9 protein-coding genes and 11 tRNA genes are annotated in these 13,210 nt (G+C 49.1%); 6 read left to right on the forward strand and 14 right to left on the reverse strand.

What is annotated here, in order from left to right; all coding sequences use genetic code 11:
• Positions 1–416: 416 nt before the first annotated feature.
• The 12 genes from BIT28_RS29495 to BIT28_RS09275 form a co-directional block, all read right to left on the reverse strand.
• Positions 417–569, reverse strand: coding sequence for a hypothetical protein (locus tag BIT28_RS29495; protein WP_175577508.1), 153 nt, complete (start codon positions 567–569; stop codon positions 417–419).
• A 37-nt stretch (positions 570–606) separates the two neighbouring features.
• Positions 607–683: transfer RNA gene (locus tag BIT28_RS09225), tRNA-Pro, on the reverse strand.
• Between the two features lie 47 nt (positions 684–730).
• A tRNA-His gene (locus BIT28_RS09230) sits at positions 731–806 on the reverse strand.
• A gap of 9 nt (positions 807–815) precedes the next feature.
• A tRNA-Pro gene (locus BIT28_RS09235) sits at positions 816–892 on the reverse strand.
• 47 nt (positions 893–939) lie between these two features.
• Positions 940–1,015, reverse strand: a tRNA-His gene (locus BIT28_RS09240).
• Positions 1,016–1,024: 9 nt separating this feature from the next.
• Positions 1,025–1,101, reverse strand: a tRNA-Pro gene (locus BIT28_RS09245).
• A gap of 47 nt (positions 1,102–1,148) precedes the next feature.
• Positions 1,149–1,224 (reverse strand) — tRNA-His (locus BIT28_RS09250).
• Between the two features lie 9 nt (positions 1,225–1,233).
• Positions 1,234–1,310, reverse strand: a tRNA-Pro gene (locus tag BIT28_RS09255).
• A 47-nt stretch (positions 1,311–1,357) separates the two neighbouring features.
• Positions 1,358–1,433 (reverse strand) — tRNA-His (locus BIT28_RS09260).
• Positions 1,434–1,442: 9 nt separating this feature from the next.
• Positions 1,443–1,519, reverse strand: a tRNA-Pro gene (locus tag BIT28_RS09265).
• A 154-nt stretch (positions 1,520–1,673) separates the two neighbouring features.
• A tRNA-His gene (locus BIT28_RS09270) sits at positions 1,674–1,749 on the reverse strand.
• Positions 1,750–1,784: 35 nt separating this feature from the next.
• Positions 1,785–1,861 (reverse strand) — tRNA-Arg (locus tag BIT28_RS09275).
• A gap of 293 nt (positions 1,862–2,154) precedes the next feature.
• Here BIT28_RS09275 and BIT28_RS09280 point away from each other — a divergent pair.
• Positions 2,155–2,565 carry a c-type cytochrome gene (locus BIT28_RS09280; protein WP_075763290.1) on the forward strand — a complete coding sequence of 137 codons (411 nt, stop codon included), beginning with the start codon at positions 2,155–2,157 and terminating at the stop codon, positions 2,563–2,565.
• 54 nt (positions 2,566–2,619) lie between these two features.
• On the opposite strand, the gene rep is transcribed toward BIT28_RS09280, so the two are convergent.
• Positions 2,620–4,635: a DNA helicase Rep gene (gene rep, locus BIT28_RS09285; protein ID WP_075763291.1), complete on the reverse strand. Its 2,016-nt coding sequence runs from the start codon at positions 4,633–4,635 to the stop codon at positions 2,620–2,622.
• A gap of 199 nt (positions 4,636–4,834) precedes the next feature.
• On the opposite strand from rep, the gene BIT28_RS09290 reads away from it, so the two are divergent.
• From BIT28_RS09290 to ubiK, 4 genes are all read left to right on the forward strand, one after another.
• Positions 4,835–5,401 carry a TetR/AcrR family transcriptional regulator gene (locus tag BIT28_RS09290; protein ID WP_075763299.1) on the forward strand — a complete coding sequence of 189 codons (567 nt, stop codon included), beginning with the start codon at positions 4,835–4,837 and terminating at the stop codon, positions 5,399–5,401.
• Between the two features lie 28 nt (positions 5,402–5,429).
• On the forward strand, positions 5,430–6,536 hold the full coding sequence (locus BIT28_RS09295; protein WP_075763292.1) for an efflux RND transporter periplasmic adaptor subunit: 1,107 nt from the start codon (positions 5,430–5,432) through the stop codon (positions 6,534–6,536).
• A gap of 12 nt (positions 6,537–6,548) precedes the next feature.
• Entirely contained in the window at positions 6,549–9,665 is a 3,117-nt protein-coding gene (locus tag BIT28_RS09300; protein WP_075763293.1) for a multidrug efflux RND transporter permease subunit, read from the forward strand.
• Positions 9,666–9,794: 129 nt separating this feature from the next.
• Positions 9,795–10,064 carry a ubiquinone biosynthesis accessory factor UbiK gene (gene ubiK / locus BIT28_RS09305; protein ID WP_075763294.1) on the forward strand — a complete coding sequence of 90 codons (270 nt, stop codon included), beginning with the start codon at positions 9,795–9,797 and terminating at the stop codon, positions 10,062–10,064.
• A gap of 77 nt (positions 10,065–10,141) precedes the next feature.
• On the opposite strand, the gene ilvC is transcribed toward ubiK, so the two are convergent.
• On the reverse strand, positions 10,142–11,626 hold the full coding sequence (ilvC, locus tag BIT28_RS09310; RefSeq protein WP_075763300.1) for a ketol-acid reductoisomerase: 1,485 nt from the start codon (positions 11,624–11,626) through the stop codon (positions 10,142–10,144).
• Between the two features lie 78 nt (positions 11,627–11,704).
• On the opposite strand from ilvC, the gene ilvY reads away from it, so the two are divergent.
• Positions 11,705–12,640, forward strand: a complete 936-nt coding sequence (ilvY, locus tag BIT28_RS09315) for an HTH-type transcriptional activator IlvY (RefSeq protein WP_175577509.1) — start codon at positions 11,705–11,707, stop codon at positions 12,638–12,640.
• The last annotated feature ends 570 nt before the right edge of the window (positions 12,641–13,210 follow it).

Below are 13,210 nucleotides of genomic sequence, written 5' to 3' on the forward strand. Positions count from 1 at the left end.
AAGCTGAAAAACTGCAGAAATGAATAATTTTCGAATAATTAATCATTATATCACGTTCAAAAAGCAAACAAAGCAAGTTTAAGCAGTCATCCACACCGCCAGCGAGCGCTTTGTTTATCAGCATATCACGCTATAAATATCGTTATAAGCTATACCATCACCACAGCGCATGATGAATAATTTCTCACACGCAAAAACCCGCACCATTAACAATGTGTAAACAAAAACCCGTAAAACCCTACCTTATTAGTGGTAATGGTGGGTTTAGTGACAATTTGTAAGACAGACAACTGCATATAGATAAAATTTGCAGCAGATCACACTGAGAAGAATTGGGGGATTTGAGCATCAGTTAAGTGCGTTTTTTATAAAAACGTCAAGATAGCTTTACTAGTAGACAGCAAGGGTCAGCCGACTCATTCACCCAGCTTATAATTATGAGCAATACGGCTTGCCAGGTTCGACTGAAAGTGAACAGAGATCGGTGATGTGTCACTCGATGGATGACTGATGAAGAGAAAATCGGACTGGCTACTGCGCTCCATCCACAGACAGAGATCTACAGACATAAAAAAACCCCAGTCTGACGACTGGGGTTTCGAATGGTGGTCGGTGAAGAGGGATTCGAACCCCCGACCCTCTGGTCCCAAACCAGATGCGCTACCAAACTGCGCTATTCACCGAGCAATTTTAGGCAAGTGCCAAGGAAATGATAACATTACCTGAAAAATGGGGTGGCTAACGAGACTTGAACTCGCGACAACCGGAATCACAATCCGGGACTCTACCAACTGAGCTATAGCCACCATTGTAAGTGGTCGGTGAAGAGGGATTCGAACCCCCGACCCTCTGGTCCCAAACCAGATGCGCTACCAAACTGCGCTATTCACCGAGCAATTTTAGGCAAGTGCCAAGGAAATGATAACATTACCTGAAAAATGGGGTGGCTAACGAGACTTGAACTCGCGACAACCGGAATCACAATCCGGGACTCTACCAACTGAGCTATAGCCACCATTGTAAGTGGTCGGTGAAGAGGGATTCGAACCCCCGACCCTCTGGTCCCAAACCAGATGCGCTACCAAACTGCGCTATTCACCGAGCAATTTTAGGCAAGTGCCAAGGAAATGATAACATTACCTGAAAAATGGGGTGGCTAACGAGACTTGAACTCGCGACAACCGGAATCACAATCCGGGACTCTACCAACTGAGCTATAGCCACCATTGTAAGTGGTCGGTGAAGAGGGATTCGAACCCCCGACCCTCTGGTCCCAAACCAGATGCGCTACCAAACTGCGCTATTCACCGAGCAATTTTAGGCAAGTGCCAAGGAAATGATAACATTACCTGAAAAATGGGGTGGCTAACGAGACTTGAACTCGCGACAACCGGAATCACAATCCGGGACTCTACCAACTGAGCTATAGCCACCATTGTAAGTGGTCGGTGAAGAGGGATTCGAACCCCCGACCCTCTGGTCCCAAACCAGATGCGCTACCAAACTGCGCTATTCACCGACAAAATTCTTTTCTTGGTTTGCGTCAAAAGGTTTACCCTCTAGTCCGCTATTCCAAGAGCCGTGATGCGCTATCAAACTAGGCAATTCAACGACTTAATTCTTCAAGGGATTTACCCTTAGATACTGATATTATAATCAATACCTGTGTAATATGGGGTGGCTAACGAGACTTGAACTCGCGACAACCGGAATCACAATCCGGGACTCTACCAACTGAGCTATAGCCACCAAAATGTTGCTGCCAATATTTCTTAAGACCGGAATGGCGCGCCCGAAAGGATTCGAACCTTCGACCTTTGGCTCCGGAGGCCAACGCTCTATCCAGCTGAGCTACGGGCGCCTTGCCCTATCGGCGGAGGTGAATATTACGGATCACACTGCCCCTCGTCTAGTCTTTTTTTTAATTTTTTTCTCGTTCGCTGTAAATATAAACAAATATCTGTTGATTAGTATCATACAAATACAGCCCCCCGGTTTATCACAGTAAATTTAGGGGATATAATCACGTAGTTTTTACATTTTAAACAATCTGTAAATAATCACTGCCTTGTCTCAACAGTACGATTAACAACAACTCATGCAATACGACTGTGGCAATCGCATATAAGAATCTGGAAGTGTAAGGTGAGCTCAATGGAATTATCTCTTCGACAACTAATGGTAGCCGCAGTAGCAGCAATTACTTTTGCCGGCTCTGCCGTGGCAGCCGATATGTCAGACGAAGCTATTGCGGAACGAATTCAGCCTGTTGGCTCGGTATACCTTGAAGGAGAGGCGCCCGCAGGACCTGCCGTAGCCGCTGGCCCGCGCAGTGGTGATACCGTTTATGGCACATTTTGTGTTGCCTGTCATGGTGCCGGCGTTATGGGCGCGCCGAAAAAAGGCGATGCTGCCGACTGGGAAGCCCGTCTTGCCAAGGGTAATGATGTACTGGCTGATCACGCCATCAACGGCTTCAACGCAATGCCAGCCAAAGGCTCATGTATGGATTGTAGCGATGACGAAATCATTGCCGCCATCGACCACATGATTGAAGGCCTATAAGAAGGTCTTAAAATAAAAAGGGTTGATGCATTGGCATCAACCCTTTTTTTATCTTTATTTCTTAAACATGGCCCGGATGTTAGCAATATGCGCCTGCCCTTTTTGCATTCGCTCCTGCTGGGTAACCGGCTTTCTTTCCGTCTCCCAGTCCAGATCATCCTGAGGGAGTTCGTACAAGAACCGGCTCGGCTCGGGTTTCAGTAGCTCGCCGAACTGTCTACGCTCCTTACATAAGGTGAAGGTTAGCTCTTTCTGGGCACGGGTAATACCGACATAGGCCAAGCGGCGCTCTTCCTCGACATTGTCTTCATCAATACTGCTCTGGTGCGGCAAGATGCCTTCTTCAGTACCAATCAGGTAAACATACGGAAACTCCAGCCCTTTTGAGGCATGCAAGGTCATCAGCTGTACCTGGTCGGCATCATCGTCATCTTCACCGCGCTCCATCATGTCACGCAGTGTCAGCCTCTGTACCACCTCTTTCAGGGTTTTCACTTCCTGATCGTAGTTGTCGCCTTCCAGGTCGGCGGTGATCCAGCTATAGAGATCCGACACGTTCTTCATCCGCATCTCGGCCGCCTTCGGACTCGCCGACGTTTCATACAGCCAGTCTTCATAATTGATATCACGCACCAGCTGACGAACAGCCGCAACCGTATCACCACGCTCGGCATTATCGGACAGCTCAACCACCCAGCGGGTAAAGCGCTGCAACGATTCTAGCCCTCGACCGCTCAGGTGCTGCTCCAAGCCCAGCTCAAAACTCGCGGCGAACAGACTTTTCCCTCGCATATTGGCATAGGTGCCGAGCTTCTCCAGTGTAACCGGGCCAATCTCCCGCCGCGGGGTATTCACAATCCGCAAAAAGGCATTGTCATCATCTAGGTTGGTCAACAAACGCAGATACGCCATGATGTCTTTGATCTCGGCGCGCGAGAAAAAAGAAGTGCCTCCCGATATCTTGTAGGGGATCCGGTTTTGCATCAGGGCTTTTTCAAACAACCTTGACTGGTGGTTGCCCCGGTACAGGATCGCATAGTCCTTATAACCGGTATTGTTCAAAAAGCGATGGGCAATCAATTCACCCACCACCCTTTCCGCTTCGTGATCTTCGTTCTTGGCGGTGATCACCTTGAGCAACTCGCCATCGGGGATCTCCGAAAACAGCGTCTTCTCGAATAGGTGAGGGTTATTGGCAATCAAGATATTGGCGGTACGCAGAATTCGGCTGGTCGAGCGGTAGTTCTGCTCCAGCTTAATCACCCGTAATGACGGAAAATCTTTATTCAGCAAGCCGAGGTTTTCCGGCTGGGCACCACGCCAGGAATAGATCGACTGATCATCATCGCCCACCACGGTAAATCGTGAACGCTCACCCACCAGCAACTTCACAAACAGGTACTGGCTGGTATTGGTATCCTGATACTCGTCCACTAGCAGATAGCGAATTCGGTTCTGCCAACGCTGGCGAACTTCCTGGTTATCGCGCAACAACAGTACAGGCTTCAAAATAAGATCATCAAAATCCAGCGCGTTGTAGGCTTTCATCTGCTTCTGGTACATGTCGTAGCAGTGGGCAAAGAGCTGATCTCTTTCTGTCTTGGCATAGGCCATCGCCTCACCAGGCGACAGCATGTCATTTTTCCAGTTGGATATCGTCGACAGCAACTGCTTGAGCAAATCTTTGTCACCGTCAATCTCGGCCTCGGTCAGCTCTTTAAGCAGGGCCATCTGATCCTGATCGTCGAACAGGGAAAAGCTCGCCTTCAGATCCAGGGCTTTGTATTCACGGCGAATAATATTAAGTCCCAGAGTATGGAAGGTAGACACCATCAGCCCTTTTGCTTCCTGACGACCCAAAGTCTGCCCGACCCGCTCTTTCATTTCACGAGCGGCCTTGTTGGTAAAGGTCAGCGCCGCAATATTTCGGGCTTTATAATCACAACGCTGAACCAGATACGCGATCTTGTTGGTAATCACCCGGGTTTTACCCGATCCGGCACCAGCCAGCACTAAACACGGCCCGGCGACGTAATTTACTGCTTCGGTTTGCCTTGGGTTCAGTTTCATCAGCGTATCCTATGTCGTTTTTGATCATCTAAAGGTCAGCAGGCGCATTGTAGCGGGTTCCTGTCACATGTCTATTCGCCCCCGAATATTCATGGCTGATACCGTCTTCTTGTTAAGAAAACACTTGCACAATAAACAATGCTCAATAGAATAATGAATGAACATTCATTCATTACCTTTTTTTACATTTGTGACTTTTATGAGTGATAAGAAAACACGCATATTGCAGGCAACTGAAAAGTTGCTGGCAGTATATGGCTTTCACGGTATATCCATGCAGATGGTGGCCAAGGAAGCAGGTGTCGCGGCGGGGACCATTTATCGCTACTTCGAGGATAAAGACGACTTACTCCACCAGCTTCATGACCATATTTTAACTCACGTGGCGAACAAAATTACTCAGAACGTGTCAGATGAAATGCCTCTGAAAAATCGCTTTCGTACCATGTGGTTGAATATTTGGAACATGGCAAATCAGGGGGATGCCCCACTGATAAACCGTGGTCAGTTTGAAAACCTGCCAAGGCGTCAGGGACAGGAACAGCATCAGTTGGAACAAAAGCTCTTTGCCAAGGTCAACCAGCTGTTTGATGAAGGAAAAGCCGGCGGTCAGTTTAAGCAACTCGATAATGAAATTTTAAGTGTTTTAAGCCTTGAGCCAAGCGCTTGCCTGGCTCGCAAACATGTAAACGGTGTTTTCAACGTTAGCGACGATGCACGAGATGCTGCACTCGAAGCGTGTTGGGATGCCATAACACAGCATTAACATTAGCAATTCCGGAGCACACCATAAAATGAAAAAATGGATAGTGATGCTACTTCTCGCACTTCTGCTGTTCGGTAGTGTGATTGGTTTCAATCTAATGAAACAGAAAGGAATAGCAGAGTACATGGCTAACATGCCTGAGCCTGAATTTCCTGTAACGATTGTTGAAACTCAATCAACCAACTGGGTACCGGCAATTGAAGCCATTGGCTTCATCGAGCCAAACCAGGGGGTCACAATCACAACTGAAACCTCGGGCGTGATTAACAAAATTGACTTCGAATCAGGCTCGACAGTCAAAACAGACCAGCCTCTGGTCAGTCTTGACTCAGATGTTGAAATTGCCAATCTGAAGAGCTCTGAGGCTCGCCTGCCAGCAGCAAAAGCCAAGTATGCTCGTTACCAAGGGCTATATCAGAAAGGGTCTATTTCCAAAGAAGCTTATGATGATGCCGAAGCGTCTTACTTCTCGCTGTCAGCCGACATTGAAAGCCTGAAGGCGACCATTGAGCGCCGTACAATCAAAGCACCATTTGATGGTGTCGTCGGCCTGCGTAATGTTTTCCTTGGCCAGTACATCCAGCCAGGTGATGACATTGTCCGCCTGGAAGATACCACGCTGATGAAACTGCGTTTTACCGTGCCGCAGACAGATATCTCGGATATCCACCTAGGCCAGGACATTGAGATTTTTGTCGATGCGTACCCTGAAACACCGTTCAGCGGCAAGATCAGTGCTATCGAGCCTGCCGTGAGCTATCAAAGTGGCCTGGTACAGGTACAGGCTGATATTCCAAACAATGAAGGCCAGCTACGCAGTGGTATGTTTGCCCGTGCACACATTATTCTGCCGACTCTGGAAAACCAAATCACGCTGCCACAGACTGCTATCACCTTTACGCTATACGGTGACAACGTTTACTTGGTAGGCAAAGATGACAATGGTGATCTGCGAGTTCGTCAGTCAGTGGTTAAAGTCGGTGAACGCAAAGGCGAGGTCGTACATATCCTTGATGGCGTCAAAGCCGGTGACACTGTTGTCACATCAGGTCAGGTTCGCCTGAGTAATGACGCGAAGGTGCGTATTGTCGAAAGCAATGCACTCGAAGCGCCAGCAGAAACACCAATGCTGTAATCCGGAGGATTAATGCGTTTTACTGATGTTTTTATTAAACGTCCTGTTCTGGCGGTGTCGATCAGCTTTCTGATCGCCCTGCTCGGCCTGCAAGCCATTTTCAAGATGCAGGTGCGAGAATACCCAGACATGACCAACACCGTGGTAACGGTGTCAACCAGCTATTACGGGGCCAGTGCAGATCTGATCCAGGGCTTTATCACCCAGCCTCTGGAACAGGCCATTGCCCAGGCTGATAATATCGACTTCATGACCTCGTCATCGGTGCTGGGTTCGTCCACCATTACGGTGACCATGAAGCTCAATACCGATCCGAATGCGGCGTTGGCGGATATTCTGGCCAAAACCAACTCAGTGCGATCCCAGTTACCTAAGGAGTCAGAGGATCCGACTGTAACCATGTCGACAGGTTCGACGACCGCGGTAATGTATATCGGCTTTACCAGTAACGAGCTGGCTTCCAGCCAGATCACCGACTACCTGGAGCGCGTGATCAATCCGCAGTTCTTCACGGTAAACGGTGTCTCTAAAGTCGATCTCTATGGCGGGATGAAATATGCCCTGCGTGTCTGGTTGGATCCGGCCAAAATGGCAGCATACAACCTGACAGCGACCGATGTGATGAACGTGTTGAATGCCAACAACTACCAGTCGGCAACCGGTCAGGCTGTGGGTGAGTTTGTCCTGTACAACGGTACGGCAGATACCCAGGTATCCAATACCGATGATCTGGAGAAATTGGTGGTATCAACCAAGGAAGGCCAGGTGATCCGTCTGGGTGACATCGCGAAAGTCACGCTTGAAAAGAGCCATGATGTCTACCGCGCTTCGGCAAACGGTGAAGAGGCTGTTGTTGCTGCTATTAACGCCGCTCCGAGTGCCAACCCAATCAACATCGCCGCTGATATTATTGAGCTGTTACCTGAGCTAAAACGTAACATGCCTGAAAATATCTCGATGAACGTGATGTATGACTCCACCATCGCTATCAACGAGTCAATTAACGAAGTAATCAAGACTATCGCAGAAGCGGCTCTGATCGTATTGGTGGTGATCACCCTATTCCTGGGTTCATTCCGTGCCGTTATCATTCCGATCGTGACTATTCCTCTCTCTTTGATTGGTGTAGCAATGGTTATGCAGAGCTTTGGTTTCTCCTGGAACCTGATGACCCTGCTGGCAATGGTACTGGCGATCGGCCTGGTGGTTGATGATGCCATCGTTGTACTGGAAAACGTCGACCGTCACCTCAAGCTGGGCGAGTCACCGTTCAGGGCAGCAATTATCGGCACCCGTGAAATTGCCATTCCGGTTATCGCCATGACCCTGACGCTGGGTGCGGTATATGCACCTATCGCTATGATGGGCGGGATCACCGGCTCGCTGTTCAAAGAGTTCGCCCTGACCCTGGCCGGGGCGGTATTTGTATCCGGTATCGTAGCATTGACGCTGTCGCCGATGATGTGTTCTAAAATGCTCAAGGCTAATGAGAAGCCAAGCAAATTTGAAACATCTGTCCATAACTTTCTGGATCGCATGACCAACCGCTATGAGAAAATGCTTGGCGGCGTCATGAACATGCGTCCTGTAGTTATTGTCTTTGCGGTTATCGTGTTTGGCTCCCTGCCGATGCTGTTTAAGTTTATCCCGAGTGAACTGGCGCCATCGGAAGATAAGGGCGTATTAATGATGATGGGTACATCACCGTCCAATGCCAATCTAGACTACATCGAAAACACCATGGCAAAGGTCAACCAGATCCTGACCGAGCAGCCTGAAGTAGCCTATGCGCAGGTATTCTCCGGGGTACCAAACTCGAACCAGGCCTTTGGTATTGCGTCGATGGTGCCTTGGAGTGAGCGTGAGGCGAGTCAGGCAGAGGTTGTTAAGCGAGTCACTGACTTGGTTAAGGATGTCCCTGAAATGGCTGTCACAGCATTCCAGATGCCGGAACTGCCGGGTGCGGGCTCTGGGCTGCCAATTCAGTTCGTTATTACAACACCGAACCAGTTCGAAAGCCTGTTCCAGGTTGCCACTGATATTCTAGCCGATGTGAATGCAAACCCGATGTTCGTCTATTCCGATCTCGATCTGAACTACGACTCGGCAACAATGAAGATCCATATCGACAAGGACAAAGCTGGCGCCTACGGCGTGACGATGCAGGATATTGGTATCACCCTGAGTACCATGATGGCCGATGGTTATGTCAACCGTATCGACCTCAATGGCCGCTCTTACGAGGTGATCCCCCAGGTTGAACGTAAGTACCGCCTGAACCCTGAATCGATCAAAGGTTACTACGTACGTGCTGCTGACGGTAACGCCATTCCACTGGGTAGCCTGATCACCATTGATGTCGTAGCAGAACCTCGTTCGCTGCCACACTTCAATCAGCTTAACTCTGCAACCATTGGTGCAGTTCCGGCACCGGGTACAGCGATGGGTACGGCGATTGACTGGTTCCAGAACGATGCAGCCAGCCAGCTTCCATCAGGCTATCAGTATGACTTTATGGGTGAGGCCCGCCAGTTCGTTACCGAAGGTAATGCCCTGTACATGACCTTTGCCCTGGCACTGGCTATTATCTTCCTGGTATTGGCAATCCAGTTCGAGTCACTACGCGACCCACTGGTTATTCTGGTCTCGGTACCGTTGGCTATCTGTGGTGCTCTTATAGCTCTAGCCTGGGGTGCGGCTTCAATGAACATCTACTCACAGGTCGGTCTGATCACCCTGATTGGTTTGATCACCAAACACGGTATCCTGATCTGTGAGGTTGCCAAAGAAGAACAGCTTCACCACCAGAAAGATCGCATGGCAGCAGTGATGGAAGCAGCGAAAGTTCGTCTGCGTCCTATCCTGATGACAACAGCGGCGATGATTGCAGGTCTGATCCCATTGCTCTATGCAACGGGTGCCGGTGCCGCTCAGCGTTTTAGTATTGGTATTGTTATCGTATCGGGCCTGGCCATCGGTACGCTCTTTACCCTGTTCGTACTGCCGGTGATCTACACCTATCTGGCAAGTATTCACAAACCGCTACCAATCTTTGTCGAGGACAAAGATCTGGAAAAGCTGAAGCGGGCGGACGAAGCACGCAATGCTTTGAAAGCTCGTGACTGCTAAGCTAGTTAGATAAATGATAAGGCCGCTTTATGCGGCCTTTTTTAATTTATGATTGAACGACGACAACCCGATTATATTTGAATAAAATAACCGCAACAGATTAAAAGCCGTTACGGAGTTAACTCAGCTATGTTTGATCCAAAAAAGCTTGAGCAGGTTGCCAAGCAGATCCACGAGTCAATGCCTCAGCCAGTAAAAGAGCTAGGCAACGATGTAGAACAGAAAGTTCGTCAGGTGATTCAGGCGCAGCTTGGTAAACTAGACGTTGTTAGCCGCGAGGAGTTTGATGTTCAGACTCAGGTTCTTTTGCGCACCCGCCAGAAGCTTACTGAGCTGGAACAGAAAATGGGCGAGCTGGAAACAAAGCTGGCTGACAGCAAGCAAGATAGCGATGCGTAATCTACCGTCACTATAAAACAAGTAACAAAAAGCCCGGCAAATGAAATGTGCCGGGCTTTTTATTTATCTAGCTGAAATTAACCACCTACAGCAATGCGCTTCATGTCAGTCATGTAGCCGCGTAGCTCCTGTCCAACCCACTCAACCGGGTGACTACGCACAGCTTCATTCACATCAATCAGTTTCTGGTTATCAACCTGGTTGCTGGTTTCGCCCAGGCCTTTACCAATCACGTCAGTACCTACTGAAGGCATGAACTTCTCGCGTAGTAATGGAGTGGCAACATTGGCGAACAGGTAGTTACCGTATTCTGCTGTATCAGAGATAACAACATTCATCTCATACAGGCGCTTACGTGCGATAGTGTTCGCAATCAGCGGCAGCTCATGCAGGGACTCATAATAGGCCGACTCTTCGATAATGCCTGAGGCTGTCATCGCCTCAAAGGCAAGCTCAACACCGGCACGAACCATAGCAACCATCAGGATGCCGTTGTCAAAGTACTCCTGCTCTGCAATCTGCAGCTCCGAATCAGGGTAGTTTTCAAAAGCAGTTTCAGCCGTCTCGGCACGCCATCCCAGCAGGTTGGCATCATCATTGGCCCAGTCCGCCATCATAGTGCTAGAGAAGTGACCGGTAATGATGTCATCCATATGCTTGTTGTAAAGCGGACGCATGAGCTCTTTAAGCTCTTCGGACAGCTCGTACGCTTTAACTTTCGCCGGATTAGACAGACGATCCATCATATGAGTGATGCCACCGAACTTCAGGGCTTCGGTAATCGTCTCCCAGCCAAACTGAAGTAGTTTACCGGCATAGGCAGGCTCAATACCTTCAGCAACCATTTTCTCGTAACAGACGATTGAACCAGCCTGCAGCATGCCACAAAGAATTGTTTGCTCACCCATTAGGTCTGACTTCACTTCGGCAACAAACGAAGACTCGAGTACACCAGCACGGTGACCACCAGTTGCCGCAGCCCATGCTTTGGCAATATCCAGGCCCTCACCTTTCGGATCGTTTTCAGGGTGAACAGCAATCAGGGTCGGAACACCAAAACCACGCTTGTACTCTTCGCGAACTTCGGTACCCGGACATTTAGGCGCAACCATTACAACAGTCAGATCATCACGAACCTGCATGCCTTCTTCAACAATGTTGAAGCCATGCGAATAACCCAATGCCGCACCTTGCTTCATCAACGGCATTACGGTTTCAACAACATTTGAGTGCTGTTTGTCTGGCGTTAGGTTAACCACAAGATCAGCTTGCGGGATCAGTTTTTCGTAGCTATCGACTTCAAAACCGTTTTCTTTGGCATTCCTAAACGACTGACGCTGCTCATCAATTGCCGCCTGACGTAATGCATAGGCAACATCCAAACCTGAATCACGCATATTCAGACCTTGGTTCAAGCCCTGCGCACCACAACCAACGATAACCACTTTCTTGCCTTTCAGGAAATCGGCTTCTGTTGCAAACTCAGCACGATCCATAAAACGACAACGGCCAAGCTGATCTAGCTGCTGGCGTAGGTTTAGGGTATTGAAATAATTAGCCATAACTACAAACTCCGTGAATTCTGTTCCTTGGGTCGACATCTTCCTGTCGAATAACCTGATAGTAGAACAGGTACTTTGTTGCGCAAAGTGATATATTCACAACAACTCATTGCAAAAAGTGCAACATGGACGATGAACATCAAAAACCTGCAACTATTCCTACATCTGTGTGATTCTAAAAGCTTTAGTCAAACAGCGCAGGCTATGCATATTAGCCCGTCAGCGCTTAGCCGCATCATTCAGCGAATGGAAGATGAGACCGGACAAACATTATTTATCCGAGACAACCGCAGTGTGGAATTAACCTCTGCCGGAAAAAAGCTATTGCCAGTTGCAGCCCAAATTGTGTCTAGCTGGCTAGAGCTCAAAACACAGCTCAACGACCAACAGCAGCAGCTACAGGGAAAGCTAAAACTTTTTTGCTCTGTAACAGCAAGCTATAGCCACCTCCCAGCGATTCTCAACGAATTCCGTCAGCTCTATCCGCAGATCGAAATTCAGCTCATCACCGGCGATCCAGCTCAGGCCGTTGATAAAGTATTACAGGATGAAGCTGATATCGCCATAGCAGCCAAACCAGAAGCGCTTTCAGCTAAGTTAACCTACCTTGAGCTAGACAAAGTAACGATGTCTGTTGTTAGCCCGCTGATCCCGCCTCCTGGGCTGCAGAAGTACCTCACCGATACGCCAGACTGGAGCCAGCTTCCATTTATTCTTCCTGAATCAGGGACAGCAAGGGAACGTGCCGACAAGTGGCTGAAGTCAAAGAAAGTAAAACCTAGCATTTATGCCCAGGTTGGAGGGCATGAAGCGATTGTCAGTATGGTTGCTCTTGGCTGTGGCGTTGGTATTGCCCCCGATGTTGTCATTAACAATAGCCCGGTAGGCGATAAAGTCCGTCGTCATTACCAAGAGGATATCGCCCCGATGCAGTTAGGACTCTGCTGTAAGCGCAGTAGAGAGCAAGAACCTTTATTATCAGCCTTGCTTGAACTCTTCTTGAATCACCCCTGACAAACCATTGGTGAGAGCGAAAAACGTCATATCTCAGCCCCTGCAGCTTCAGCAGGCTTGCCTTGTAGAGGATTGATATAAACAGGGGGGACGCGCAGTCTGAGGCTTTCGAAGAAGTGACGGAACAAAGGGGGCGCATAGTCTCGGGCTATCCGACCTGAGGGCGGACAGAATTAACAGATACAAAAAAGCCTCAGCATTTCTGCTGAGGCTTCTTAATAAGTGGCGGAGCGGCTGGGCCGGCATTCCGGCGGGACTCGAACCCGCGAATGCCTTCGGCAGCGTGACAGGCCGCTGCTTTCAAGGTAAATAGGCTAACCAACTGAACTACCGCTCTGTACTGCACATACAAAAAATCCCCAGCATTGCTGCTAGGGACTTAATGACTGGCGGAGTGGACGGGACTCGAACCCGCGACCCCCGGCGTGACAGGCCGGTATTCTAANAAATAGGCTAACCAACTGAACTACCGCTCTGTACTGCACATACAAAAAATCCCCAGCATTGCTGCTAGGGACTTAATGACTGGCGGAGTGGACGGGACTCGAACCCGCGACCCCCGGCGTGACA

Source organism: Photobacterium proteolyticum (genome assembly GCF_001939735.1).
Lineage (GTDB): Bacteria > Pseudomonadota > Gammaproteobacteria > Enterobacterales > Vibrionaceae > Photobacterium > Photobacterium proteolyticum.

Excerpts from the sequence above, each read along its gene's own strand:
- BIT28_RS29495 (WP_175577508.1), bottom strand. The coding sequence starts at position 569 with ATGTCTGTAGATCTCTGTCTGTGGATGGAGCGCAGTAGCCAGTCCGAT.
- BIT28_RS09280 (WP_075763290.1), top strand. The coding sequence starts at position 2,155 with ATGGAATTATCTCTTCGACAACTAATGGTAGCCGCAGTAGCAGCAATT.
- rep (WP_075763291.1), bottom strand. The coding sequence starts at position 4,635 with ATGAAACTGAACCCAAGGCAAACCGAAGCAGTAAATTACGTCGCCGGG.
- BIT28_RS09290 (WP_075763299.1), top strand. The coding sequence starts at position 4,835 with ATGAGTGATAAGAAAACACGCATATTGCAGGCAACTGAAAAGTTGCTG.
- BIT28_RS09295 (WP_075763292.1), top strand. The coding sequence starts at position 5,430 with ATGAAAAAATGGATAGTGATGCTACTTCTCGCACTTCTGCTGTTCGGT.
- BIT28_RS09300 (WP_075763293.1), top strand. The coding sequence starts at position 6,549 with ATGCGTTTTACTGATGTTTTTATTAAACGTCCTGTTCTGGCGGTGTCG.
- ubiK (WP_075763294.1), top strand. The coding sequence starts at position 9,795 with ATGTTTGATCCAAAAAAGCTTGAGCAGGTTGCCAAGCAGATCCACGAG.
- ilvC (WP_075763300.1), bottom strand. The coding sequence starts at position 11,626 with ATGGCTAATTATTTCAATACCCTAAACCTACGCCAGCAGCTAGATCAG.